The sequence below is a fragment of the Bradyrhizobium sp. Ken51 genome (genome assembly GCF_055807435.1).
This window is the reverse complement of record NZ_JBVVPB010000006.1, coordinates 245,213-270,461: the sequence shown is the minus strand read 5'-3', so window position 1 is coordinate 270,461 and position 25,249 is coordinate 245,213. Positions and strand designations below refer to the sequence as shown.

General features: G+C 64.3%; 28 protein-coding genes. 15 read left to right on the top strand and 13 right to left on the bottom strand.

Annotated features, from left to right (window positions below; genetic code table 11):
- The coding region (locus tag AC0L27_RS14025; protein ID WP_473319456.1) for a rhomboid family intramembrane serine protease at positions 1–484 on the bottom strand (484 nt) is incomplete at its 3' end.
- A gap of 465 nt (positions 485–949) precedes the next feature.
- Between AC0L27_RS14025 and AC0L27_RS14020 the strand changes: the two genes are divergently transcribed.
- Positions 950–1,504: a PAS domain-containing protein gene (locus tag AC0L27_RS14020; RefSeq protein ID WP_354208608.1), complete on the top strand. Its 555-nt coding sequence runs from the start codon at positions 950–952 to the stop codon at positions 1,502–1,504.
- Positions 1,505–1,517: 13 nt separating this feature from the next.
- On the opposite strand, the gene AC0L27_RS14015 is transcribed toward AC0L27_RS14020, so the two are convergent.
- The gene (locus AC0L27_RS14015; protein WP_275168393.1) at positions 1,518–1,904 is read right to left on the bottom strand and encodes a COG4315 family predicted lipoprotein; all 387 of its coding nucleotides are present in this window, start codon (positions 1,902–1,904) and stop codon (positions 1,518–1,520) included.
- 145 nt (positions 1,905–2,049) lie between these two features.
- Between AC0L27_RS14015 and AC0L27_RS14010 the strand changes: the two genes are divergently transcribed.
- Positions 2,050–2,556 (top strand): GNAT family N-acetyltransferase, encoded by a 507-nt coding sequence (locus AC0L27_RS14010; RefSeq protein ID WP_354208606.1) that lies wholly within the window; start codon positions 2,050–2,052, stop codon positions 2,554–2,556.
- A gap of 126 nt (positions 2,557–2,682) precedes the next feature.
- Positions 2,683–2,979, top strand: a complete 297-nt coding sequence (locus AC0L27_RS14005; protein WP_354208605.1) for a hypothetical protein — start codon at positions 2,683–2,685, stop codon at positions 2,977–2,979.
- Positions 2,980–3,055: 76 nt separating this feature from the next.
- Here the strand turns inward: AC0L27_RS14005 and AC0L27_RS14000 are convergent, their stop codons facing one another.
- From AC0L27_RS14000 to AC0L27_RS13985, 4 genes are all read right to left on the bottom strand, one after another.
- Entirely contained in the window at positions 3,056–5,026 is a 1,971-nt protein-coding gene (locus tag AC0L27_RS14000; protein WP_354208676.1) for a DEAD/DEAH box helicase, read from the bottom strand.
- Between the two features lie 311 nt (positions 5,027–5,337).
- Complete coding sequence (locus AC0L27_RS13995) at positions 5,338–5,850, bottom strand: hypothetical protein (RefSeq protein ID WP_354208604.1); 513 nt, start codon at positions 5,848–5,850, stop codon at positions 5,338–5,340.
- Between the two features lie 114 nt (positions 5,851–5,964).
- Positions 5,965–6,405, bottom strand: a complete 441-nt coding sequence (locus tag AC0L27_RS13990) for a VOC family protein (RefSeq protein ID WP_354208603.1) — start codon at positions 6,403–6,405, stop codon at positions 5,965–5,967.
- Positions 6,406–6,506: 101 nt separating this feature from the next.
- The gene (locus tag AC0L27_RS13985; protein ID WP_354208602.1) at positions 6,507–7,658 is read right to left on the bottom strand and encodes a zinc-binding dehydrogenase; all 1,152 of its coding nucleotides are present in this window, start codon (positions 7,656–7,658) and stop codon (positions 6,507–6,509) included.
- Between the two features lie 415 nt (positions 7,659–8,073).
- Here AC0L27_RS13985 and AC0L27_RS13980 point away from each other — a divergent pair, with 415 nt between their 5' ends.
- From AC0L27_RS13980 to AC0L27_RS13965, 4 genes are all read left to right on the top strand, one after another.
- Positions 8,074–9,321, top strand: coding sequence for an MFS transporter (locus AC0L27_RS13980; protein WP_354208600.1), 1,248 nt, complete (start codon positions 8,074–8,076; stop codon positions 9,319–9,321).
- A gap of 52 nt (positions 9,322–9,373) precedes the next feature.
- Positions 9,374–10,540, top strand: a complete 1,167-nt coding sequence (locus AC0L27_RS13975; RefSeq protein WP_354255061.1) for an MFS transporter — start codon at positions 9,374–9,376, stop codon at positions 10,538–10,540.
- A gap of 68 nt (positions 10,541–10,608) precedes the next feature.
- Complete coding sequence (locus tag AC0L27_RS13970) at positions 10,609–11,220, top strand: PilZ domain-containing protein (protein ID WP_007602573.1); 612 nt, start codon at positions 10,609–10,611, stop codon at positions 11,218–11,220.
- A gap of 331 nt (positions 11,221–11,551) precedes the next feature.
- Positions 11,552–12,178, top strand: coding sequence for a transglutaminase-like cysteine peptidase (locus AC0L27_RS13965; protein ID WP_027518711.1), 627 nt, complete (start codon positions 11,552–11,554; stop codon positions 12,176–12,178).
- 120 nt (positions 12,179–12,298) lie between these two features.
- On the opposite strand, the gene AC0L27_RS13960 is transcribed toward AC0L27_RS13965, so the two are convergent.
- Entirely contained in the window at positions 12,299–14,068 is a 1,770-nt protein-coding gene (locus tag AC0L27_RS13960) for a CYTH and CHAD domain-containing protein (protein WP_473319449.1), read from the bottom strand.
- 324 nt (positions 14,069–14,392) lie between these two features.
- Here AC0L27_RS13960 and AC0L27_RS13955 point away from each other — a divergent pair, with 324 nt between their 5' ends.
- Entirely contained in the window at positions 14,393–15,205 is an 813-nt protein-coding gene (locus AC0L27_RS13955; RefSeq protein ID WP_473300733.1) for a helix-turn-helix domain-containing protein, read from the top strand.
- Between the two features lie 163 nt (positions 15,206–15,368).
- Positions 15,369–16,298, top strand: a complete 930-nt coding sequence (locus AC0L27_RS13950; RefSeq protein ID WP_354255064.1) for a Bug family tripartite tricarboxylate transporter substrate binding protein — start codon at positions 15,369–15,371, stop codon at positions 16,296–16,298.
- Positions 16,299–16,337: 39 nt separating this feature from the next.
- Here the strand turns inward: AC0L27_RS13950 and AC0L27_RS13945 are convergent, their stop codons facing one another.
- A complete protein-coding gene (locus AC0L27_RS13945) occupies positions 16,338–17,045 on the bottom strand; it encodes a GntR family transcriptional regulator (RefSeq protein WP_354208596.1) in 708 nt (235 codons plus the stop codon).
- A 265-nt stretch (positions 17,046–17,310) separates the two neighbouring features.
- On the opposite strand from AC0L27_RS13945, the gene AC0L27_RS13940 reads away from it, so the two are divergent.
- The 6 genes from AC0L27_RS13940 to AC0L27_RS13915 all read left to right on the top strand — a co-directional run bounded on the left by AC0L27_RS13940 (position 17,311) and on the right by AC0L27_RS13915 (position 22,882).
- Positions 17,311–18,297 (top strand): ABC transporter ATP-binding protein, encoded by a 987-nt coding sequence (locus tag AC0L27_RS13940; RefSeq protein ID WP_275174674.1) that lies wholly within the window; start codon positions 17,311–17,313, stop codon positions 18,295–18,297.
- Positions 18,298–18,339: 42 nt separating this feature from the next.
- Complete coding sequence (locus AC0L27_RS13935; RefSeq protein WP_275174673.1) at positions 18,340–19,629, top strand: ABC transporter substrate-binding protein; 1,290 nt, start codon at positions 18,340–18,342, stop codon at positions 19,627–19,629.
- Positions 19,630–19,633: 4 nt separating this feature from the next.
- Positions 19,634–20,593 carry an ABC transporter permease gene (locus AC0L27_RS13930; RefSeq protein WP_275174672.1) on the top strand — a complete coding sequence of 320 codons (960 nt, stop codon included), beginning with the start codon at positions 19,634–19,636 and terminating at the stop codon, positions 20,591–20,593.
- Positions 20,594–20,596: 3 nt separating this feature from the next.
- On the top strand, positions 20,597–21,475 hold the full coding sequence (locus AC0L27_RS13925) for an ABC transporter permease (protein ID WP_354208594.1): 879 nt from the start codon (positions 20,597–20,599) through the stop codon (positions 21,473–21,475).
- A 4-nt stretch (positions 21,476–21,479) separates the two neighbouring features.
- The gene (locus AC0L27_RS13920; RefSeq protein ID WP_354208675.1) at positions 21,480–22,211 is read left to right on the top strand and encodes an aspartate/glutamate racemase family protein; all 732 of its coding nucleotides are present in this window, start codon (positions 21,480–21,482) and stop codon (positions 22,209–22,211) included.
- Between the two features lie 176 nt (positions 22,212–22,387).
- A complete protein-coding gene (locus tag AC0L27_RS13915) occupies positions 22,388–22,882 on the top strand; it encodes a hypothetical protein (protein ID WP_354208593.1) in 495 nt (164 codons plus the stop codon).
- Positions 22,883–23,061: 179 nt separating this feature from the next.
- Here AC0L27_RS13915 and AC0L27_RS13910 read toward each other — a convergent pair whose 3' ends face one another.
- The 5 genes from AC0L27_RS13910 to AC0L27_RS13890 form a co-directional block, all read right to left on the bottom strand.
- Entirely contained in the window at positions 23,062–23,424 is a 363-nt protein-coding gene (locus AC0L27_RS13910) for a hypothetical protein (RefSeq protein WP_354255065.1), read from the bottom strand.
- Positions 23,425–23,526: 102 nt separating this feature from the next.
- On the bottom strand, positions 23,527–23,826 hold the full coding sequence (locus AC0L27_RS13905; protein WP_354208592.1) for a hypothetical protein: 300 nt from the start codon (positions 23,824–23,826) through the stop codon (positions 23,527–23,529).
- A gap of 64 nt (positions 23,827–23,890) precedes the next feature.
- The gene (locus AC0L27_RS13900; RefSeq protein ID WP_354255084.1) at positions 23,891–24,064 is read right to left on the bottom strand and encodes a hypothetical protein; all 174 of its coding nucleotides are present in this window, start codon (positions 24,062–24,064) and stop codon (positions 23,891–23,893) included.
- A gap of 71 nt (positions 24,065–24,135) precedes the next feature.
- Complete coding sequence (locus AC0L27_RS13895) at positions 24,136–24,666, bottom strand: gamma carbonic anhydrase family protein (RefSeq protein WP_354208590.1); 531 nt, start codon at positions 24,664–24,666, stop codon at positions 24,136–24,138.
- 88 nt (positions 24,667–24,754) lie between these two features.
- Complete coding sequence (locus tag AC0L27_RS13890) at positions 24,755–25,084, bottom strand: DUF6949 family protein (protein ID WP_007611845.1); 330 nt, start codon at positions 25,082–25,084, stop codon at positions 24,755–24,757.
- Positions 25,085–25,249: the final 165 nt, after the last annotated feature.

The window sequence follows — 25,249 nt, the reverse complement described above, 5'->3', positions numbered from 1 at the left end:
CCGAGGCGCCGATCATCGGCGCCACCGCGTGCTCATGAGTGACGAGATGGGCGAGCGCGCCGGCCGCCGCCGTCACCGCGAGGAACAGGAAGAACCTGATGGCGCCAAAGCGCCGCGCCAGCGCGCTGCCGAACGGCAACAGCCACAGCACGTTGAAGCCGAGATGGGTGAGATTGGCGTGCAGCAGCGAATAGGTGACGAAGGTCCAGACCTTGGCGCCGGCACCGCCGGGAATCTCCAGATTGAGTAGCGAGGAATCGTAGCGCTTGGGGATGAAGCCGAAGACGTCGATGGTCCAGTTCTCGAGCTCCGGCGGCAGCAACACCCGCAGATGGATCACCGCGAGCAGGAGGATATAGGCGGTCAGCGCCACGGGCAGCGTCAGGATCGGCTCGCGCGGAGCCTCCTCAACGACGGCCGGCACCCCCAGCGAAGCATCTTGCGACGGAGGATCTTGCGGCGGAGAATTTGGCGGGGAATCCAAGGCGGCTTCGCTTTCAGGCGCGATCGGAGCGACAGTCCTAACGACAGGCCTTGGAGATAGTCGTCTTTGCCCGCCCTGCGCAAGTGCACAAAAGGAAAAGGCAGGGCCCTGGGAAAGCCCTGCCTATCCGTGTCGGACTTCCGGTACCCAGAGAGACGGGAGTATCCCCACCCCTCCCCGCGGCCGGTGACCAAACTGTTTGACGCCTGTGTACAGGCCTCGCCGAGAACCTGGAGAAAGGCGGCGAGGCTTGCGACCGCGGTCACCATAGCAGCGGGGCGGCGCACGGAAAGCGCATAGTTAATTTAACGTTAACGACGCAAAGGCAGCGCCAGAGGCGCCGAAAACGCCGCTGCGGCATGGACGCTGCAAAGCCCCTCCTGCACAACAACACAGGGATCGCGGCTGCACTGAAGCGGGACAGGTTTGTCCCGCGAGGTTGCGCCCCGGGGTAAGCGTTCAGTCATGAAACATCCGTCGAGCCGCGAGTTCTTCGCATATTGGGACGAGAAGCGCGGCACTGCGCGGGCGCCAGACCGGGCGGATATCGATCCGGCCGCCGTGCGCGGCCTGCTCGGTGACATCTTCGTGCTGTCCTGCGAGCCCAATCTCGGCTTCCCGTTCCGCGTCGCCGGCACGCGCGTCTGCGCGCTCGCAGGGTGCGACCTCAAGGATTCGAGCTTTGCGGCACTGTTCAACGAAGCCAGCCGCCGCGACATCGAGGAGATCACGACCATCGTCGCCGACGAGAGCCTCGGCGCAATCGCCGGCGTCACCGCCGCGCGCGAGGACGGCAGCAAGGCGTATCTCGAGCTGCTGCTCCTGCCGTTCAACGCCCGCCCGCATACACCGGTCAGCGTGACAGGCGTGCTCGCGCCGTTCGACGACGAATGCGGCGCGCTTGGTCCGTTCGCCCTCACCTCCTGGCGCTATCTGCACCAGCCGGAAAAACTGCTGCCGCGCGCGATCCGCAAGCTGCAGATCGCACGCGGGTTGATGGTCTATGAGGGGCTGCGCTAGCAGTGCACCCCGCTCACGGCATCGCCAGATGCCACGCGCCGTTCAGAAAGCCGTCGCCGGTGACGTCGCCGGGCTTGGTGTCCTTGGCGAAGGTGTAGAGCGGCTTGCCCTTGTAGGCCCATTGCTTCGAGCCGTCGTCGCGCGTGATCACGGTGTAGCCGTCGGCGGCGGCATCGCTCGCCTCGGCCTTCAGCACCGGCCAGTTGGTCGCGCACGGACCATTGCAGGCCGATTTGCCGTCCGCATCCTTGTCGAAAGTATAGAGCGACATGCCCTTGGCGTCGGTGAGCACATTACCCTTGTCGGTCTTGCCAGTCTTGGTCGGCGGCGCCGCGAAAGCAGCGGGAACCATCGCGAGCGATATTGCGAGCGTGAGCGCGAGGCGGATCGAGGACGTCATGGTATCTCCTGTCATGCAATGGGCTTGCATGGTAGGACGCCGCGCGAGACGCCGTATTCCTGAGATGTCGGCAAAGATATTTTTCGCTGCACGCATCGCCGCATCGGAATAAACTGGGATGATGGAAGCGGAACGACGGACCGACATGAGCAAGCCGCATTGGCGTCTCGCGCGCGCCTCCGATCTGCCGGCGATCAGCAAGATCGCAGCGCGGATTCATCCCGATCTGCCTGAAAGCCCTGAGGTGTTCGCGGAAAAGATGCGGCTCTATCCCGATGGCTGCCGCGTGCTTGTCGCGGACGACGGGATCGTCGGCTACGGTCTCGCGCATCCGTGGATGCAGCACCGGATTCCGCCGCTCGACGGCTTCCTCGAGCAACTGCCTGGCGATGCGGATTGCCTCTATTTGCACGACGCCGCGGTGCTGCCCGACTTTCGCGGCGGCGTTGCGCGCGACTATGTTGCCGTTATCGAAGCGCTGGCGCGCGCCTCCGGCATTGCGACCCTCGCACTGGTCTCGGTCTATGCCACGCAACCGCTGTGGCAAGGCCTCGGCTTTCGGCCCGTCAATGCGGATCCTGAACTACGCGCAAAGCTCGCGTCTTACGGTAACAGCGCGACGTACATGCGGCGCGACCTCACTGCGACGTAACATCCCTGCCCCCCGGCGCAGTTCACGCTGGCGTGAAGCCATTCCCTCGAACCGGGTTCGATCAGCTCTCGTCGAAGAACTGTGCGGGCCGATCTGGTCTCGCCGAAACGAGACTGGAGAATTTCCATGAAACTCACATTGCCGAAAGTTGCTTTGCTTGCATTGGCGGCGACGGCCGCGTTCAGCGCAACCAGCGCCAACGCGGCTCAATTCCGGACCTATGGCTGCGATTCCGCTTTCTTCGAGGGCTGCGGCATCGCGATCGAGCAGCCAACGCCGAGCGGCAGAAGCCGCGTCAGCGTCACTCACGACACCTCGCCCACCTACATGAAGCAGACCGATCCCCGCTACATCTCGTCGATGCGCGATGCCGGCGGTGGTGGCGGAGGTGGTGGTGGCGGCGGCGGTGGCGGTGGCCGCTGAGCCCATCTAACTTTTCAGATGATGTCGCCGGTGCAATCCGGCGGCATCATTGCTGTCCCTGCCGAAGAGCGCCCGTTCAACCGCGATGCTTTTTCTTCTTCGGCTTCTTGCTCGGCGCACCCTTTTCAGACCACGGCGTGACCGAAGGTTCGGAATGGCCCGGCTTGGTCTTATGCTTCTTTTTCTTCGCGAATGCCGGAGCGTCGTCGAATTTCGCAGGGCGATCGCCGTGCGGCTTGCCACGTGGCTTGAATTCGCTCTTGTCGCGCGGGCGTTCGCCCTGACGTTCACGATGATCGCTCTCGCCGCTGTCGCGCCGCGGCGCGTGGGACCGCTGTTCCGAAGGCGCCTGCCGCTGCGGCGCATCCGCCATCGGCTCGAGGCGGATATTGTCTTCCTTGTCCGGACGCTTGATCTTCACGGCGAAGGATTCCGCGACCCGCTCGGAAATTTCGAACTCGGTCGTGGTGTCCATGATCTTGATCGCGCCGATATCGCCCTTGTCGATGCCGCCACGGCGGCAGATCATCGGCAACAGCCAGCGCGCTTCCGCATTCTTTTTCCGTCCGATGTTGGCCCGGAACCAGACGCTGCCATCCGCCATGCCATGTTTCGACGACGATTTTCCCGATTTGGGCCGAGCCCTTTCGGGCCGATCGTCGCCACGCGAAGCGTCGCGCGGCGTACGAAAATCGTCGCGCGGCGTGCGCGTATCGTTGCGACTGCGATCGTCGCGCGGCCGGCCAGCTCGCTCGCCGGGATCGAGGATGTCTTCGGGCGACGGCAGCCGCGCGCGATAGAGCCGTGCGAGTGACGCGGCGATCTCCTCGGCCGACCGCTCGGCCAAGAGCGCCTGCGCCAGAGCCAGATCGTCGGCGGTGGTCTCCTCCGTGAACAGCACGTCCTTCATGCGCTCGTGATCGAGCTTGCGGATCTCATCCGGCTGCGGCGCCGTCCCCCAGACCGCGTCGATCCCCGAGACGTTCAGCAGCATTTCCGCACGCCGCCGGCGCACGGGCGGCACCAGCATGACGCTGGTCCCCTTGCGGCCCGCGCGGCCGGTGCGGCCGGAGCGATGCTGCATGACCTCGGCGTCGTTGGGCAGGTCGGCATGAATGACGAGGTCGAGGCTCGGCAGGTCGATGCCGCGCGCGGCGACGTCGGTCGCCACGCAGACGCGCGAGCGTCCGTCCCGCAGCGACTGCAGCGCCGTGGTTCGCTCGTTCTGCGTCAATTCACCGGAGAGAGCGACGACGGAGAAGCCGCGCTCCAGCAGCGCCGCCTGCAAATGCCGGACGCCATCGCGCGTGCTGCAGAACACCAGCGCGCTCGGCGCCTCGTAGAAGCGCAGCACGTTGACGACGGCGTGCTCGGCATCGCCGGGCGCGATCCGGATCGCGCGGTACTCGATGTCGGCGTGACCGCCTTCGTCGCCGGCGACCTCGATCCGGAACGCCCGCTGCTGGTACTGCTTGGCCAGCGCGACGATGCCGCGCGGGAACGTCGCCGAGAACATCAGGGTGCGGCGCGTGTCCGGCGTGGTCTTGAGAATGAACTCCATGTCCTCGCGAAAGCCGAGATTGAGCATCTCGTCGGCCTCGTCGAGCACAACCACCTTCAATTCCGAAATGTCGAGACGGCCGCGGCGCAAATGATCGCACAACCGGCCAGGCGTGCCGACGACGATGTGAGCGCCGGCCGCAAGCTCGCGCTGCTCGCGCCTGGGATCCATGCCGCCGACGCAGGAGACGACGCGCCCGCTCGCATGCTCGTACAGCCACGCCAGCTCGCGATGGACCTGCAAGGCAAGCTCGCGGGTCGGCGCCACGATCAGAGCAAGCGGTGCACCCGCCCGCTCGAACCGCTCAGCGTCGCCCAACAGGTCCTTGGCCATGGCCAGGCCGTAGGCCAGCGTCTTGCCCGAGCCGGTCTGGGCCGAAACCAGCAGGTCGCGGTCAGCGGCCTCCTCCGTGAGCACGGCGAGCTGAACGGGGGTCGGACGGTCGTAGTTGCGCTCGGCCAAAGCTCGGGCGAGCGGCGGACTCATGGTCGGAAAAGACACGGGATAAACCTTGGTTGGTCCAGGCGCGGAACGTCGAGCCGCGCGACCTGAAGCTGCGTAGGCGGCAAATGGTTCGACCGCACGCGTGGTGATTTGATTTGGACGCTCTTTACGCCAAGTGCGGGCAAATCACCATGCCTATGACGCATGGCTTTGGTGATGCCGAGAACAAGCTTACCGGTCAGCTCGACCCACTACATCCAGCGTTTTCGGGCCGTTTTGCTGCATATAGCGGGATCTGACATCAAAGCCACCGCCCAGTTCGCAAGCTTGCAGGGAGGAGCCACGCGCAGGCCCTAATCCCTGGAGGTCACCAGCCTGCCGAATCCGCCGACCAGCCTGGCTCTGGCCCGCGCAACGGCGTCCTTCGCCGCGCGGCCTAGGGCGCGAACGGCACGCCAGGCTTCGGTTGCCTGTAGCCATGCCTTGACGTCTGTGAACTTGCCATAGACCCAGGCAAAAGCCGGAATCCGCATCAGCTTGTCACGCGTGAGCTGAAACAGGCGCTCGACCAGCACGAGCTTGAGCAGCTCGCCGACGATGAAAGTCACCGCCCCGCTCACGACTTGGCCGGTCGCAGCGAGATAGGCCGCGACGGGCTTGACCGGCTCCAGGATGATCACGGGTACGGAAAACAAGGCGAGCGAGCAATAAGGCGACAGCGATCTGATCCAGCCGCGCAATCGCTTTAATTGGAGATGCCGCCCGATCCAGCGCGAGATCGGCCTCGCCACGGCCATGAAGATCGCATCCACCAGGAAGTAGATGGCGGCCAGGATGTAAGTGACGGGTTTCAGGATTCGCTTCACGATGAACTCTCCCGTGAACTGAAAGCCGCAACCCGGGCCTAAGTTTCACCCCGGCGTGAATAACGCGCGGATTTTCGAGGGAACTTTTCGTGCACAGCCCACCGCTCCCGCGTTTCAGATCTCCGCATAGACCTCCAAGAGATTGCCGTCGGGGTCGCGGAAGAACAGCGTCCGATGCCCGAACGACTGGTTTGTCGGCGGTGAGAGCAGCGCCACGCCGTGGCGTGCGAGTTCGTCGGCACACGCATCGACTTCGACCGCGGACACCCTGAAAGCCAGTTGCAGCGAGGCGCTGCCGTGCGGCACCGGCGCATCGCCCGCGGTTCGGCCTGGCTTCGCCAGCGCCAGAGTATTGCTGCCCAAGCCGTACTCGATCCAGTTCGGGGACAGCTCCCGCAGCAGCGGAAACGCGAGAACCTCCTCGTAGAACCGCCGCATCGCCGCCATGTCGCGCACGAAGACGACAGTGTAATCGATCGCACGGATGGCGCGGAAGGGCGAGCGGGTGCGATGGGTTGGTTCGGTTGTTTGTTCGTTTGTCATGTCGTCCTTCATTCCAAGCTCCGACTCGTAGCCCGCATGGAGCGCAGCGGAATGCGGGGAGCCACAGGCGAGAATCCCGGATTACGCTGCGCTCCATCCGGGCTACCAGTTTCTCACTCCACCAGCTCCGGCCATGGCACGATGGTCGACTTCACCGTCTTCATCGCCATCGCATCCCTGACCGCCTGTGCGACGCCGTCTTCCGTGAACGGATAGATCGTCTGCATTTTCAGCCAGGGATATTTGTCCGCCGTGCGATGGAGCATTTCGACGCCGAGCGGCAGATCGTTGCCGGTGAAACCCCAGGAGCCCAGCACATTGAGGTCCTTGGTGCAGATGCGGTGCCAGGAGGTCTCGATCGAGCCGGCGTCGGTGAACTGGCCCATCTCGACATAGGTGCCGCCGTCGCGCAGCATCTCGATGCCTTCGGGGCCGGCTGAGGGGTGGCCCGAGCAATCCATCACCAGATCGGCGCCGAAGCCGCCGACGATCTCGCGCACGCGGGCGATGCGGTCTTGCGGTGACTTCAGTTCGTCGATGTTCACCGTCGCCTCGGCGCCGAACTCGCGCGCGAGCTTGAGCCGCGGCTGCTCCGGCGCACCGACGCAGATCACGCGCCCTGCTCCCATCTCCTGCGCGGCGGCGACCGCGAGAATGCCGATTGGGCCCGAGCCCTGGATCACCACGGTGTCGCCCCAGGTGAAACCGCCGGCGCGGCTGGCGCGATTGAAGGCGCGGATACAGGAGGTCAGCGGCTCCGACAGCGCACCCAGCCGCAGCGACATGTCGTCAGGCAATTTGTAGATCTTGGTGCCCGGCAGCATGTCGAGATCGACATAGACATGTTCGGCCCAGCCTCCCCACATGTGAGGCGCTTTGTCGAAGCCGAGATAGCGGCCGTAATAGACCGGCGTCAGGCATTTGTTGGCGGTCAGCGGATAATGGATGCAGTAATAGCAGCGGCCGCAGGGCATCAGCGGCGGGATCATCACCTTCGAGCCGACCTTGAGCGACTTGCTCATGAAGTCCTCGGTGAATTCGTCACCGCATTCGGCGACGACGCCGCCGATCTCATGGCCGAGCGTGAACGGCCACGGCAGCGGCTTCGGCCAATGCCCCTTCAGAATGTGCAGGTCGGTGCCGCAGACGCCGCACGCGCCGACCTTGATCAGCGCGGCCTTTTTGCCGACCTTCGGCCACGGCACGGTGCGGATGACGGGGTCGCTGCCCGGCCCTGCGTGGGTGCAGACGCGGATTTGGTCCATGGCTGTTTCCTCGGTGCCCGTCTGTTATGATTGATTGGTGCGGGCTGAAGCGAAGCGTATGTGAGATGCGCGGTCGTGCCAAGCCGCGGTCTCGTAGCCCGCATGAGCGAAGCGACATGCGGGGCCAGCGTTCCCGGATATCGCTTCGCTCATCCGGGCTACAGTGCCTGCCACACTCACCACCGTCATCCTGAGGTGCGCGCTCTTGCGCGCCTCGAAGGATGGGCAGCGCCCGCCTGTAGCCCATCCTTCGAGGCTTCACCTTGCGATGCGAACACGCATCGCAAGGCTCGCACCTCAGGATGACGGTGGAGCTTGGGGCAGCAGCGCATGGCTGATGTCCAAGCACGCCCAAGTGTCTTGAGCGGCCGCCGGCGAACGTGTAACTCCCGACGAGTCCCACCCAGGTGCCCTCTTGAACCCCCTCCCCCAAAATCCCGTGGTCGCTTCCGGCTCGTTCGCAGCGATGAAGTCGGTGCCGTACCGGCTCCAGTTCATCGCCTACATACTGGCGATGATGGCCGATAATATCGAGCACGTGATCAGCTATTGGGTGGTGTTCCAGAAATTCCATTCGCCGGCGCTGGCGGGCTTTGCGGTGCTGTCGCACTGGCTGCCGTTCCTGCTGTTCTCGGTCGCGGTTGGCGGGCTCGCCGACCGGGTCGATCCGCGCCGCATCATTCAATGCGGCATGTTGCTGTTCATCGTTGCCTCGGCTGGATGGGGGTTCTTCTTCATCACCGACACGATCGAGATGTGGCACGCCATGCTGCTGCTGGTGATCCATGGTTCCGCCGGCGTGTTGTGGCAGACGCCGAACCAGCTGCTGCTCTATGATCTCGTCGGCCCCGCCGATCTTCCGAGCGCGGTGCGGCTGAATGCGATGGCGCGCTATCTCGGCATTCTGGTCGGACCCGCCGTCGGCGGCATCATCATGCTGACGCTCGGCACCTCGCATGGCATCATCTTCAACACGCTGTTCTACCTACCGATGCTGCTGTGGCTGTTCTGGGCGCCGGTGCGCGACAACAGCGTGGCCGTGCGGCGCTTCGCCGTGCGCGGCCTTGCCGACATCATGCTGACCATCCGCGCCATCGGCACCCAGCCGGTGCTGACAGCGATGACGTGGCTTGCCGGCCTCACCTCCTTCATGATCGGCAATGCCTATCACGCGCAGATGCCGGGCTTTGCCGGCGATCTCGGCCATGGCGATCCTGGAATCTCCTATAGCGTGCTGCTCGCGGCTGATGCCGCCGGCGCGCTGCTCGCCGGCATCGCGCTGGAATCCTGGGGACGGCTCAAGGGCACGCCGCGCACCGCGATCATGCTCGCCATGCTGTGGAGCGTGGCGCTGCTCGGCTTCGCCTCGGTGCGGATCTATCCGGTCGCGATCGTGCTGTTGTTCTTTGCAGGCTTCTTCGAGCTGTCGTTCAACACCATGGCGCAGGCGCTGGTGCAGTTGAACGCGCCGTCCGACATTCGCGGCCGCGTCGTCGGCCTCTACAACATGGCCGGGCTCGGGATGCGAGCGTTCAGCGGCATCACAGTCGGATTGTTCGGTGCGGCGATCGGCATTCACTGGTCGCTCGGGCTCTCGGCCGCAGTGCTGCTGGCGCTGCTATGTCTTCTCTATGGGCGCGCGACGAGGAAGACGGCCGGTTGACTCCGGCGTCTCCCCACCGCACGCTTGATACAGGGTTTGGGGAGATGAAGCGTTGCGCAATCGCTGGGGCATACTTGCGATCCTGTTCGTCGTTCGCCTCACCATCGCGTTCCAGTTCCAGAGCGTGGCCGCGGTCGCGCCGCTGCTGCAGCAGAGCTTCGGTGTCGGGCTCGCCGATATCGGCATCCTGATCGGCCTCTATTTCACACCGGGCATCGTGCTGGCGCTGCCGGGCGGCGCGATCGGCCGGACCCTCGGCGACAAGCCCACCACGATCCTGGCGCTGCTGCTGATGACGGCGGGCAGCCTCGTCATGGCCACTACCGACGTCTGGGGCTGGCAGATGACGGGCCGGCTCGCCTCCGGCGCCGGCGGCGTGCTGCTGACCGTTCAGCTCACCAAGATGGGCACCGACTGGTTTGCGGGGAAGGAGATCGCCACCGCGATGGCGATCTTCGTCAACTCCTGGCCGGCGGGCGTTGCGATCTCGCTGGTGGTGCTGCCGGCGATCGGCACCGCCTATGGCGCGGGCGCCGTGTTCCTCGTGGCCGGCGCGCTGACCGCGATCGGCATTGTGCTGATCACGTTCTACCAATCGCCGCCCGGAGCAAGCGCCAGCGCGGCCGGCTCCGGGCGGCTTGATCCGCTCGCGCTCCTGGCGGTGATCGTCGCGGGCGCGATCTGGGGCCTCTATAATGTCGGCTTCGCCATGATCTTCTCGTTCGGCCCCTCGCTGCTCGCCGAGCGCGGCTGGAGCATTGCCGCGGCGGGATCGGCGATCAGCGTCGTGATGTGGCTGTCGGTGATCTCGGTGCCGGCAGGCGGCTATCTCGCCGATCGCTTCAAGCGCCCCTTCGTGCTGGCGATCGCGGCCAGCCTGGTGGTGGCCGGGCTGCTGGCCTGGCTGACCCGATCCGACGCTGTGATCACGATCCTGGTCCTGATCGGCCTGATCGGCGGCCATCCGGCCGGGCCGATCATGAGCCTGACCGCCCGCGTGCTCGTGCCGGAAACCAGGGCGATCGGGATGGGCGTGTTCTACACTCTCTTCTATGCCGCGATGATGCTGGGGCCGGCGGTGGCGGGCCGGCTCGCCAAATCGGCCGGCACTGCCGCGGTCGCGCTCGACCTCGGCGCGCTGACGGTGCTGGCCTGCCCGCCACTGATGTGGCTTTTCGAACGCATTGTGTCTGTTCGTCTTCGCCGCGCCCGATCCTAACGGGGCATTAACCCTGTGCACCTTAGGGTCGTCCCGGACTCCGCCAGGCGGGGGGTCGGGTTGTGAAAATGGCGTTGGCGCACAAAAAATTTCTTCCGGCCGCCGAGGAACGTCGGCGTTTCCAGCGGGTGAAAGTTCACCTGCTCGGCCGCTACATGCTGCCGGACCGCCGTGAATTTCCCTGCCAGGTGATCAACATGTCGCCGGGCGGGCTGGCGCTGCTGGCCCCCGGCATCGGCAATGTCGGCGACCGCGTGGTCGCCTATCTCGACCATATCGGCCGCGTCGAGGGCAAGATCACCCGCATCATCGACAATGGCTTCGCCATGACGGTCGGCGCCACGCCGCGAAAGCGCGACAAGCTCGCGGCACAGCTGACCTGGCTCGCCAACCGCGACATCCTCAATTTGCCGGAAGACCGCCGCCACGATCGTATCGTGCCGCGCAACCCGATCGCGGTGCTGACGCTCGAGGACGGCACCAAGATGACCTGCCGCATCATCGACCTCTCGCTGTCGGGCGCGGCCATCGCCGCCGAGAACCGCCCCCCGCTGAAATCGACGGTTCTGCTCGGCCGGGTGCAGGGTCGCGTGGTCCGAAACCTCGAAGACGGCTTCGCGCTCGAGTTCATGCATTCGCAGCCGATTGAAACTCTCGAAGAGAGCGTTACCGCGCGGTAAAGCGCTAAGGCACCAAAACCACTGCATTTCCAGCCCTGAAGGCGGCCTCCGCGATGCGGACGCCGCCTTTTTCATGGGTCGTGACCGGCCTCGCGCGGGTTAACGCGGAGGCTGCGGGTGCGTGCAAACAACGGTTCCGCCAACGTTTCCGCGTTAATCGATAAAATTTGAATCAATTGCAGTCATATCGAATTTTATTCAAGTTTGACTCAAGTATAGATCGAATTTTCCGCGCGTTTTACTTGCATTCGTCTCGACTTGACTTGGCTGACTTAGCGGCAACTCAAAAGCTCCCTGCGCAATGTGGTCCCAACAAGAAACGGGGGCCGCAATGTTTGATTTCAGGGGACAGGGGAAGGGAATGGCGCTGGCCGCCATGCTCTTCGGAATGAGCGCGGCAGCGCAGGCCGGCGAAGGCCGTCTGCTCTACGCAAGCCTCGGCGACACCACGCGTGCGCCGATCGGCTGGGTCGAGTTCTGTGCGGATAATGCCGCTCAGTGCCAGGGCGCACCGACGCAAGCGCGCGACATCGTGATGTCGCAGGCTGCATGGCGCGACCTCGTCAAGGTCAATCGCTGGGTCAACGAGACCGTCAAGCCTTTGACCGACCAGGAGCACTGGGGCGTGATCGAAAAGTGGTCGCTGCCGTCCGACGGTTACGGCGACTGTGAAGACTACGTGCTGTTGAAGCGCAAGATGCTGATCGATGCCGGATGGCCGCGCGAGGCCCTGCTCATCACCGTCGTGCGTGACAAGAAGGGCGAAGGACACGCGGTGCTGACGGTGAAGACCGACAAGGGCGAGTTCGTTCTCGACAATCAGAACGAGAACGTCGTTGCCTGGACGGAGACCGGCTATCGCTTCGTCAAGCGCCAGTCGCAGAGCGATCCCAACGTCTGGGTCTCGCTCGGCGACACCAAGCCGGCGGTCTCCACCGCCAGCGCGAGAGATCAGTAGAGACAAACGAAAGAGATACGCGACCCGGTCACATCCCCACCCCTCCCCGTCCCAGACCGGTTCGCGCGCGGCCAGCCATCCCCCAATGGCTGGCCGCAACTTTTCAAGGATGTACTTCGCTCAGTCCTGCGGCGTCTGCCGCGACCAGGGCACGCGCGCGGCGGTGAAATCGCGCCACGTGCTTTGCAAGGCAGGCTGCACTCCGATCGACGCCCGCGCCTGCCAGCCGGCGATCGCCGCCGCAGCGATGGCACCCTCGGGCTCGGCACCAAGCCGGTCCAGCAATGATGCAGTCACCGCCATGTCGTTGAAGGCGCCGAGCTGCTCCTGCAAACCGGCGAGCCTGCGCGAGAATTTTCGCGCGAATTTGCGGTCCACGAACAGCGGCAGCAGAAACTCGCTGAGATAGCGCAGCCGCTTGGTCGCCAGCCGCACGCGGTGCAGACCTTCGGCGGAAAGCGACTTGAAGCGGCGGCCGCGCCTGAGCACCTTCGCATATTGCTCCGACAGAATGCGCTGCGCGAAATTGACGGCGGGTTCGGCGAGTTGGCCGAGATCCTCAGCGGCGACGTCGTTGCGCCAGCCCCGCGTCTCGATCCAGCTGCCGAGGCCGAGCAGGAATATGGCGCAGCGGCGATCTTCGAGCGCGTCATGCGCCTTGCGATAGGCGTCGGACTGACGCCCGGCCGCGGCCCGGCCCAACGCATCGAAGCCCGCGACCGACGGACAGGCCTTTGCGATCGTCGGCAAGGTCTCGATCCGGAACACGTCCCAGTCGCGCGCGGCGGAGAGGTCTTGCGCCAGCCACCTGGCTTCCGACCGCAGCGCATCGAGATTGCTGAGCGCGCCGACCGACCGCATCAGGTCCAGCGCCGATCGAAGCCGGCGCAGCGAGACGCGAAGTTGATGCACGCCTTCCGGATTGCGACCGTCTTCGGCCGCCGGCAGCGACTGAAGCAGATGGAGGAAGCAGGAGCGCAGGATGGTCGCGAACGCCTCGTCCAGTGTCACTGACGGATCGAGACGAAGTTTTCGCGGACGTCGCGCGGCGGGCGGCCTGTCGGAGGCGAGGTCGAAGCCGCGTGCCGATTTGGAGCGGATGGAGGGCTTCACGAGGCCGTGCTCTGCAAGCCGCAACGCGATCTCGTAGATCGTGCTGCCGCTGCCGCTCTTGAGTTCCAACTCGATCTCGCTCACCGGCAGTGAACGATCGCCGGCCGTCAACTCGCCCCGGTCGAAGGCGATCTCGACCGTGCCTGACGGCAGGTCGATCAACCGCGCATGGCGATGGACATCGGCGGTGAAGACGGCTTCGAGCGGCTGCGCTTCCAGGTGGCCGCGAAGCTTCTCCGGAATGAAAGACATTGCCAAAGCGAGATCGGGCGCAAGCGAAGGTACGCTCGCCTCCCACTCACCGCGGCGGAGCGGATCGTCCACCACATCGGTCTTCACGGTTTGCACGAAGCGCGCACCGCTCCGACGAACGCGCAAGCTCAAGCCGTTGCGACGTAACGTCCGCTCCGGCGTGTCGTAATAGACGGACTTGAGATGTTTGCGCGTGCCCTTGTTGCGCGCGTTCGCCGCGATGACGGGGGCGGCATTGAAATGCGCCATGCGATCGGCATCGACGAGAAGCTTGAGTTCGATCTCGCCGGCGGCAGGCGCGGCGCCGCTCGACGGGAGTGGTTCCGTTGCCGGTTCCGCGTCCTGCGATGGCGTCTGATCAATCACAGCGCCCTCGACGATCACAGGTTCCGCGACGAGCTCGGCGGGTTCACGCTGCCTCAAAAGGCCGGCGATGACTTGCGTTCTCTTGTTGTCCTTCGCAACAGGATTCCCATCCCGCGCGCTCGGAAACTTGCGAACCGGCGTTGCGTCTGACTTCAGCATTTACAGGTTCATGACAGTTCGATGACGAAGCGTCCTCCTATAGCTGGTGCGGCTCGCGAGGACTAGTCACGTGACGCCGCAGCGCCCGACCGTCCACACGAGGCTGGGAGCGGCTTGACCACAGGAACTAAATTGCCGCCGGCGCAGCAAGCGATCGGTTTGACCGCGGATCCCGCCCTTCTCGAAACCGAGATGAACACGTCAGCGAGCTTGACTCATTCCAGCCTTCCCGCAATCGGTGAAGGCGTTGGCGTCGAACGCGCTGCCCTGTCTCTCCGGCGGTTGCTTCATGGCCAGCGGCACACGCAATCACAAGGAGCTGCCATGACGTCGTTCCGTCCCGTCATCGCGTTGTCCAGGGGCCTGGAAGTCCTGCGGGTGATCAACCAGGAACGGCAGTCGACCGTCGGCTCGCTGCACAAAGCGACGGGGCTGAACAAGTCAACGATCGTCCGCATGCTCGAGACGCTGGAGCACGAAGGCTATGTGGTACGCCGTACCGAGCCGGCCAGCTACGCGCCGACCGGACGGGCTCTGCTGCTCAGCGCAGGCTATGACGAGCCGACCTGGATTGGCGGCATCGCCGAACCCATCCTCAACAAATTCCGCAAGCAGATCCACTGGCCGTCAGACATCGCGGTGCTCGACCAGGAATCCATGGTCATCGCCCACACGACGCGGGTGGATGGATCGCTGCTGTTCAGCCGGCCGCCGGGTTTTCGCTTTCCTGTCCTCGGCACCTCGATGGGGCGCGCCTACCTCGCCTTTTGCGAGCCCGCCGAGCAGGAGCGCATTGCCGCGCGGCTTGCCCTCGGTCCCGAGCCCTGGAACGATCTGGCCCGCAACCCCGGCAGGCTCGCCAAAGTGCTGCGCACGATCCGCGGCGCCGGCTTCGCGGTCATGGACGAGACCTACAGCCGCCGCGTCTTCGGCGGCGCGGTGTGGGCGATTGGCGTACCCGTGATTTTGCGGAATCGTCTGTTCGGCAGCATGAACGTGATGATGCTGCGCGAGGCGGTCGGCCTGGAGGACGGCGTCCGGCGCTTCGTACCTCCGATGAAGAAGGTCGCTTCCGCACTTGCCGAGGCGCTCGGCGCCAAGCTTGCTGCGCCGGGTTCTCCTGCAGGTCGGCGATGATCATTTCACACAGTGAAACGATATTTTGATTTCTTGACCCTCCTCCTCGCCCGTGTGACACCTCGTTGCGGTGGCTGCCGGCTGCCCAATGACACAGGGAAAAGGGGAGGCCGAAGTGCGGAGATCCGCGAGAATTTGGGCTGCCGCGATTGCATGCCTGACGATGGCCGCTTCTGAAACGGCTTGGGCCGAAGCCTGGCCGACCCGGGCAATCAGGATCGTCGTCTCCACACCGGCAGGCGGCATCACCGATGCCTTCGCCCGCGCCTATGGCGACTACATCTCGCAGAAGCTTGGCCAGCCGGTCATTGTCGAAAACAAAACCGGAGCCAGCGGTGCGCTGGCCGCACAGTCGGTGAAGGATTCTCCGGCGGACGGTTACACGCTGATGTACACGATCTCGTCCACCTTGCTCGGTAACCGGCTGCTGCTGAAATCGCTGGCCTATGATCCGGACAAGGATTTCACGATCGTCGCGGTGACGCCTTCGGGGCATCTGCCGCTGGTGGTCCATTCCGCCACGAATGCAAAGACGATCGAAGAGTTCGTCGCGTACGCCCGTGGCAACAAGGTCACGGCCGGCTCGTACGGGATCGGCTCGTTCGCGCACATTGCGATCGCCGAGCTCAACCGACAATTCGGTCTCGACATTTCCATCGTGCATTACCGCGGCGAAGCGCCGATGTGGCAGGATTTGGCCGCCGGGGTGATCCAGGCGGCGGTCGGCAGCTATCAGGCCGCGCTTCCGGTGCTCGACACCGGCGTCGGCCGCCCGATTGCGGTGCCGACACCGGTGCGCATGAAGAAGCTGCCCGAGACCAGGACGTTTACCGAACAAGGGGTCACCGGCAGTGTCTTCCAGCTCACCAGCTTTACCGCGCTGGTGGCGCCCGCTGCGATGCCGGCAGACCGGATCGACATGCTCGCCAAGCTGATGGTCGAAGGCGGCAAGACGGAGCGCGTGCAGAAGCTGCTCGATGCTTTCGGCGTCGACCAGCCGGCCATGGATCGCGCATCCTCGATTGCGCTCTACGAAAAGGAAGGGCCGGTCTGGCTCGAGTCGATCAAGACTCTCGGGTTGGAGCCGCAATAGCCGCGGCCGCGCCCAACGGGCGCGGACGCCTCGTTGCGCTCACGCCCCGAGCACGTCCGCCAGCCGCAACTCGTCGGCGGCGGGATCCTTCAGGAACAGCTCGGCCTCGATCTCGTTCAGATGCGACAACATCTGCGCGCGCGCTGCTTCCCTGTCGCACTTGCGGATCGCGGCGACGATCCCGGCGTGATGATCGGTGCCGCAGGCCGGCGTGTCGTGCCGGCGGTAGAGCAGGATGATGAGCGAGGAGCGCGCGATCAGCTCCTTGAGAAAACCGAGATAGATGCTGTGGCCACTCATCTCGGCGACGAGTCGATGGAAGTCGCCGGAGAGGCGGACCGAAGCACGCGCATCGCCACGCAGCTCCGCCTCGCGTTCCTCGGCAAGATGCCGCTGCAGACGCCCGATCCAGGCCGGCGACACCGCGTCAACGGCGTGATCGACGATCGTCGGCTCGATCAGGCGGCGCGCCTCGAACACTTCCCGGGCGTCCGCAGGCGTCGGCCGCGCGACGAAGGCGCCGCGGTTCTTCTCGATGTTGACGATGCCTTCATGCGCGAGCTGTTGAAGCGCGGTGCGCACCAGCGTTCGGCTTGCGCCGTAGATCTCGCCGATCTCGTCCTCGCCGAGTTTCGTGCCGGGCAGCAGGCGATGTTCGAGGATCGCCGCAGTCACGCCTTCCCGGATGCGGCTGACGCGATCGCTCGCATCTGGCGCGTCGGATTTGGGTCGGGACTTGGCAGCCATGAATGTGAGGGCTCGATCGTCGAAGATGGCGTCGAATCCTAATCGACCAGCTGTATCCAATCACAGGCGAAACTTTATACAATCCGCGCCTGTTTTGTGTGCACGCAACTGCGAAGGCCACGAGCCGCCCACGCCCATGAGATTCGATCTAACGATCTGACTCCGCTGCACTGTTTTGGAATTCGGCCGGCCGAGAACGATTCAAGCGCGATTGGCATGGACCTTGCGGAGAGAGGCGCAGCATCGCCCTCGCCCCGGACACGCCATGGCCACTCCCGCCGCTCTCGAACTGGTCGCCGTCAGCAAGCGCTACGACACGACGCTGGCGGTCGACACCGTCAATTTGAAGATCCCGGCCGGCACCTATTGTTGCCTGCTCGGCCCCTCCGGCTGCGGCAAGACCTCGACCTTGCGCATGATCGCCGGCCACGAGGCCGTCAGCGAGGGCGACATCATCCTCGGTCCGCAGAACGTGACCGATCTCGAACCCGCCAAGCGCGGCACGGCGATGATGTTCCAGTCCTACGCGCTGTTCCCGCACCTCACCGTGATCGACAACGTGGCGTTTGCCCTGAAAATGCGCGGCATCGACCGGGCGACGCGGCACAAGCGCGCCGGCGAGTTGCTCGAGCTGGTGGCGATGACGCCCTACGCGGCCCGGCTCCCCGCACAGCTCTCCGGCGGCCAGCAGCAGCGCGTCGCGCTCGCCCGCGCGCTGATCACCGAGCCGCAGATCCTGTTACTCGACGAGCCGCTCTCGGCACTCGATCCGTTCCTGCGGGTGAAGATGCGGGGCGAATTGAAGCGGCTGCAGCGCGAACTCGGCATCAGCTTCGTTCAGGTCACGCACGGCCAGGAAGAGGCGATGGCGCTCGCCGACCACATCGTGGTGATGAACCAGGGCAGGATCGAACAGCAGGGAAGTGCCCGCGATATCTTCCATCATCCCCGCACCGAATTCGTGGCGCGCTTCATTGGCGGTCACAACGTCCTCAGCGACGCAGGCAAACTCATCGCCGTGCGCGCCGATCAGCTCGGCATCGTGCCGATCGCCGACGGCGCGGTCGGCGCGCCGGCGCTGCTGACCCAGACCGAGTACCAGGGCTCCTACATCGCCGTCTCGCTCACGCTCGAAGACGGGACCGCCCTGTTCTCCCACCTTCCCGAGGCCGCCTTCGACGTCCACCAGTTCCGGCCGGGCGATCGCGTGCTGGCCACCTGGGATCCCGCCAAGGCGCAACGTCTGCAATAGCGCCGATCAATCACCGGAATGCGCAACAGAGGAGTGACTGATATGACCGAAACGACCAGGAAGAAGGGCCTTAGCCGCCGCACGCTACTCAAGAGCACCGCAGGTCTCGCCGGACTTGCCGCCGGCTCCGGCGCCATCACCGGCTTTCCCTATGTCATGTCGGCCGAGCCGAAGGTGCTGCGCTATCTCGGCACCGCCGTGAACGAGGGCGACGACATCTCCAAGCAGTGCCTGAAGGACACCGGCATCAAGATCGAATACATCACCGCGACCACCGACGACGTCACCAAGCGCGTGATGACCCAGCCGAATTCCTTCGACGTGCTGGACACCGAATATTTTTCGCTGAAGAAGATCGTCCCGTCAGGCAACATCCTTGCCCTCGACGCCAGGAAGATCAAGGAATTCGACAACATCACGCCCGTCTTCACCAAGGGCCAGACGCCTGGCGGCAAGAAGATCGGCAGCCAGGGCACTGCGCCTTGGAAGGTGCTCTATCTCGAAGGCAAGGACTCCAAGAAGTTCGCGACGTCGGCGACCGAATTCGTCACCCTGATCCCGACCGTCTACAACGCCGACACGCTCGGCATCCGCCCCGATATCATCAAGCGTCCGATCAGTTCGTGGTCGGAGCTGCTCAATCCCGAATTCAAGGGCAAGGCCTCGATCCTCAACATCCCCTCGATCGGCATCATGGATGCCGCGATGGTCGTGGAAGCCTCCGGCAAGTACAAATATGCCGACAAGGGCAACATGACCAAGGAAGAGATCGATCTCACCATGAAGGTGATGACCGAGGCCAAGAAGGCCGGTCAGTTCCGCGCCTTCTGGAAAGACTTCAACGAGAGCGTCAACCTGATGGCCTCGGGCGAGACCGTCATCCAGTCGATGTGGTCGCCGGCGGTGACGAAGGTCCGCTCGATGGGGATTGCCTGCACCTTCCAGCCGCTCAAGGAAGGCTATCGCTCCTGGGCCTCGGGCTTCTGCGTCTCCAAGGGCGTCTCGGGTGCGAAGCTCGAATGGGCCTATGAGTTCGTCAACTGGTTCCTGTCCGGCTATGCCGGCGCCTATCTCAACCGCCAGGGTTACTACTCAGCCGTGCTCTCCACCGCGAAGGCGCATATGGAGCCTTACGAGTGGGCCTACTGGATGGAAGGCAAGGCGGCCGAGAAGGACATCAAGGCGCCCGACGGCTCGCTGCTCGAAAAGGCAGGCGCCGTGCGCGACGGCGGTTCCTACGAGGACCGCATGGGTGGCGTCGCGTGCTGGAACGCCGTGATGGACGAAAACGACTACATGGTCCGCAAGTGGAACGAGTTCATCGCGGCGTAATCTGATGGACACGTCGGAGGACATCCTGCAACAGGCATCCCCGGACCTGGTCCGGGGATCGGAGACGGCGCGCCGCAGCAAAGCGGCGCGGCTGTCACCCTCGTTCATCTCCTGGCTCCAGGCCGGGCCGATGATGCTGGTGTTCCTCGCCTTCTTCCTGATCCCGCTCGTCTTCGTCGTCATCGTCTCGTTCTGGGACTACAACGAATACCAGTTGCTGCCGGCCTTCTCGGGCCGCGGCTACACCGACACGTTTGAAGGCTGCATCGCGCAGCTCCCCGATCTCTGCACCATCGCCAAGACTTATCTGAAGACGCTGAAGCTCTGCTTCCTCGTGTGGATCATCACACTCTTCATCGGCTTCTGGGTCGCCTACTTCCTCGCCTTTCACGTCAAGTCGAAAACCTGGCAGATGGGACTATCGCTGCTCTGCACGATCCCGTTCTGGACCTCCAACGTGATCCGCATGATCGCCTGGATTCCGCTGCTCGGGCGCAATGGCCTGGTCAACTCAGGCTTGGTGAAGACGGGGCTGATCAACCATCCCGTTGAATGGCTGCTGTTCTCCGAATTCTCCGTGGTGCTGGCGCTGGTTCACCTCTTCACCTTCTTCATGGTAGTGCCGATCTTCAACTCGATGGTGCGCATCGACAAATCGCTGATCGAGGCCGCCTATGACGCCGGGGCGACCGGCTTCCAGACGCTGGTCAACGTCATCATCCCGCTTGCCAAGCCCGGTATCGTGATCGGCTCGATCTTCGTCATCACCATCGTGATGGGCGACTTCATCACCATCGGCGTGATGGGCGGGCAGCAGATCGCGGCCGCCGGCAAGATCATCGAGACGCGGGTGAACGCGTTGCAATTCCCGGCAGCGGCGGCCAACGCCGTGATCCTGCTCGTCATCACGTTCCTGATCATCACCATGATGTCGCGCATCGTCGACATCAAGAAGGAGCTCTAGAGCATGAAGGAAGGACGCCCGCGCTCTTTCTACGTGCTCGCGATCTTCTTCGCGGCCTATACGCTGTTTCTCTACGGCCCGATGATCGCGATCTACGTGCTATCGTTCCAGGGACCGCAGGGCGGCCTCACCTTCCCGATGAACGGTGTGTCGACTTTCTGGATCGCAAAACTGTTCCAGGGCACCGGCATCGTCGATCTCGGCGCGGCCTTTCGCCGTTCGCTGCTGCTTGGCATTATCGTGATGATCGTCACCGTCGTGCTGTCGGTCGCCGCCGGCATGGCGTTTCGCCGCAAGTTCAAAGCGCAAAGCATCCTGTTCTACTCGGCGATCGCGAGCCTCATCGTGCCCTCGATCATCACCTCGCTCGGCATCTCGCTTGAATTCCGCATCATCGACGATCTGATCAAGGGCACCATCAACGAGAATTTCGAGACCTCGATGGGCCTGCTCACCTCGGGCCTGGGTGCACATCTGACCTGGACGCTGCCGTTCGGCCTCCTCATCATGTTCGCGATCTTCAACCGGTTCGATCCCAGGCTCGAGGAAGCCGCGCGCGATCTCGGCGCAACGCCATGGCAGGCCTTCCGTCATGTCGTGCTGCCGATCATCCTGCCCTCCGTGATCGGCATTGGACTGTTCGGCTTCACGCTGTCATGGGACGAACTCGCCCGTTCCAGCCAGGCGATCGGGGCGGTGAACACGCTGCCGCTCGATCTCCAGGGCCTCACCACCACCGTGACGAATCCCGACATCTATGCGCTCGGCACCGTGATCTCGGCCGTCTCGTTCACGGTGATCGCGCTTGCGCTTGGCACCATCCACATGCTCAACAAGCGGCAGGCGGCCAAAGGCTCGGACGCCGGCAAAGGGCTTGTCTGATCTGATGCGGCTTCACGTCGTCAATCCCAACACCACTGCGGCCATGACGGTGAAGATCGCCGCTGCGGCGCGAAGCGTCGCCCTGCCCGACACCGTGATCGATGCGCGCCAGCCCACGATGGGCCCGGTCTCGATCGAGGGATTTTACGACGAGGCGTTCGCGGTGCCGGGCATGCTCGGCTGCATCCGCGAGGCCGATCGCGACGGCGCGGATGCGCATATCATCGCCTGCTTCGACGACACGGGCCTCGACGCCGCGCGCGCCGCGGCAAGGGCACCCGTGATCGGCATTGGCGAGGCCGGCTTCCACATGGCGAGCCTGATCGCCGCGCGCTTCGCCGTGGTGACGACGCTCGGTGTCTCCATCGTGCCTATCGAGCATAATTTGCGGAAATACGGCCTCGCCGAACGCTGCGCCCGCGTCCGCGCCGCCGAGGTGCCGGTGCTCGCGCTGGAGGAGCGCAACACCGATGCGCTCGCAAAAATCTCCACCGAAATCACAGTCGCGATCCGCGACGACCGTGCAGAGGCCGTGGTGCTCGGTTGCGCCGGCATGGCCGATCTCGCCAATGAACTCGCCGCCGTGCACGGCCTGCCCGTGATCGACGGCGTCGCCGCCGCAGTGACTTTGGCGGAATCACTGGTGCGACTGGGACTGAAGACCTCCCGGCTCGGACCCTATGCGGCGCCGCGCTCGAAAACCTATTCTGGTCCGTTTTCGCCGTTTCAGCCCTGATCTCTGCCTCTGACGGGCGCTCGGATGCCCTAAGGCATCCTGATTGCTGGTTTTTTTGCTCTTGGCCTCTTTTTGGTCCCATTCCTTGCCGAAACGTAACGCTTTCGGGACACCCGGCGGCCTCAGGGTTGCCGGTCTTCGCCACTCACCAAGTTTCAATTTGGGTTTTGTCAGCGATGATCGATCTCGCAGAGGACACACGGTCCCATCCCCTCCTTCGCCTTGGCGCCCAGCCCATCGCGCTGACCGCCGCCGCGCTCCTGCTGCTGATCGCCGGCGTGACCTCGATCGCGATCTGGCGCGCCTATACCGGCTCAGCCCCTGAGACCGACCGGGTGGTGGCGTCGCGGCAGCTTCAGGCTCGCACCGCACAAGCATCCGAGCAGCTGGTCGAGAAGACCAAGGGGCTGGAGGCAACCCAGCAGGAATCGATTGACCAGCTCCAGGTCGTGCAAGACCAGCTCCAGAGTGTGAAACGCTTGCTCGCATTCCAGCAGGCCGACACCAAGCGTCTGTCCGAGCAGGTCACGACACTCAACGAGTCCATCGACGGCCTGCGGCAATCCTTTGCCAGCGCCCGAGCAACCGAGGCGGAGACTCCCTCGGTTACCCGCAGGAAACCTGCACGGCATCGTGTCCATGCCAGTGCACGCAAGCGCTCGCGCAGCTGAGCAGCCGGCGCCGCCGCCTTAAATTTTTTGAACTTGTGAACTGGATCACATTCGCCCGTATGATTCCAAGCGATGCTCGCCGTTACCGGATGGCGTGAGCCGATTTCAATGTCCGGGGCTGGCAAGGTCGTTGACGGTATATTGCGTCAACGGCCTTGTTTTTTAACGGGCGCCGCCGCCTATTCGCAAACATCCACGGGGCGGATGCGCCAGCCCGACGGCGTCATGACGCGCTTGCGCACGACGTAGCAGCCGCCATAGCCGCCATCGTCGTAGCCGGTACCATAGTAATACGAATTGCCGTAATATGGTTGGCCGTAGCCGTAATAGCCGCCGTAATAACCCGCGCCGGCAATACCCGCCCCGATGGCGATCCCCGGCCAGAAGCCGCCGCCGCGCCAATGGCCGCCGTGACCCCAGCCCCCGCCGTGGCCCCAGCCGCCGCCCCCGTGGCCGAAACCGCCCCGCGCCTGGGCCGCCTGTGGGGCCGACAGCCCGATTGCCGCGACGGCCAGCGCCGCCATCATCATCCTGCGTAACATCACTCGATCCTCCGCGTGGACACGCTCCACGCTCAAAGCAGGACCAAGCTAGCGTCCGCTGGGCATTCGGGACAGCCACGCTGCCTCACTTCCGCGCGAGCATCAGCAGCCGCGGCAGATGCTCTTGAGCTTCTTGTCGAGGAGCCGGTTCTCGGCGTTGACGGCGGCATCACTGCTCCCGCCTGCACCGGTCCCGGTGGTGGCGCCGGGTGCATTCGCACCGGACGATTGGGCGGTACCCAGACTGTTGGTGCCAGGCGCGGGAGCCGGAGAATTGGCCACACCTCCGGCCGATCCCGCAGAGCCGCCGGTGGCTTGCGCGAACGATACGGCCGGCATCGCGGCAAGGGCGAAGCTCACGATCACGGTCTTGATTGAACGGGTTGTGGGCAATCTGGCCATTGAAATTCTCCTTCGCCGGTCAACCGCCGCAGCAATGACCGGTTCCGGAACAAATGCCGTCGCATCAGCTTGAAACCGGGAAGGCGGGCACGATCACGCGCAAGCTGATCTTCTGCTCCGGAAACAGAAAGGCGCAGTCACGATGAACGATCGCGATGCTTTTGCAGAAGGCGAACGCGCGGCGTGTAAGAACATTCCGGCGGAAGCCAATCCGTACCAAGACGGCAGCGACGAGCACGCCCTATGGTCCGCGGGGCACGAGAAGGTCGCAAGCGCACTAGAAGCGCGTGAGTCCGAAGGAAGCTGAGCTCACCCGATCCGCTTGAAGCCTTTCGTGAAGCGCGGGCCGTTCGCGACGTAGAACTTCGCCGCGCTGCCCATCTTCTGCACCTGGGCGTCGTCGAGCGTGCGGATCACCCGCGCCGGCGAACCGATGATCAGGGACCGTTCGGGGAACTCCTTGCCCTCGGTGATGACGGAGCCGGCGCCAACGATGCTGTTGCGGCCGATCCTGGCGCCGTTCATCACGATGGAGCCCATGCCGACGAGAGCGCCCTCCTCGATCGTGCAGCCGTGCAGGATGACGTTGTGGCCGACCGTACAGTTCCTGCCGATGTGAAGCGGAAAACCGAGATCGGTGTGGCAGGTCGAGCCGTCCTGCACGTTGGACCCCTCGCCGATCTCGATCCACTCATTGTCGCCGCGCAGCACCGCGCCGAACCAGACGCTCGCGCCTGGCTTCAAGCGCACGCGGCCGATCACGGTGGCGGTCTCCGCGATGAAGTAGTTGCCGTCGGCGGGAAGATCGGGCGCCTGCCCGTCGAGCTCGTAGATCGCCATGAGGGTCTCCTGTCGCGTCAACCCCAGCCATAGCGAAACGGCAGCCTCGACGCAAAGGGCCGCCGCGCAGGCAGCCCTACAGCGCGCATCAGACCAGAACGCCGGCCGCGCGGAGCGTCATCAGGAAGAAGGTGCCGCTCATCATGCTCCAGAAGCCGGCGATGACGGTCGCCATCATCACGAATTCGACGCGGCGGCTCTCCAGCTGCCTTCCGCGCAAGGTGTTGCGCATGATGATGAAGGGCGCCGCGAACACCAGAAACGGAACCGCCGCGAAGGTCTTCGGCGCCACGCCGTCCTGCAACAGACCGAAGCCGGCGGGCCGCTGTGCGACCGTCTGGTATCCGCTCACGAGCGCCCCCGCGAGCGCGAAACCGATGCCTATCGAGAAGAATGTATTGAGAGCTTCAGGTGTCATCGGAACGGTCCGCCCTTACGCAACGCCAGAACCTTCCTGTGACAAAGAGTGCCGGTTAACGCTACATTATCCTTAAGGGAAGGTTAACGCCGCCGGCCGTTCCACGCAGGCCCCTCTCCCTTCCCTGCAGCCGGTGAACGCTCCGCGAAATCACCGCCGCGTGGC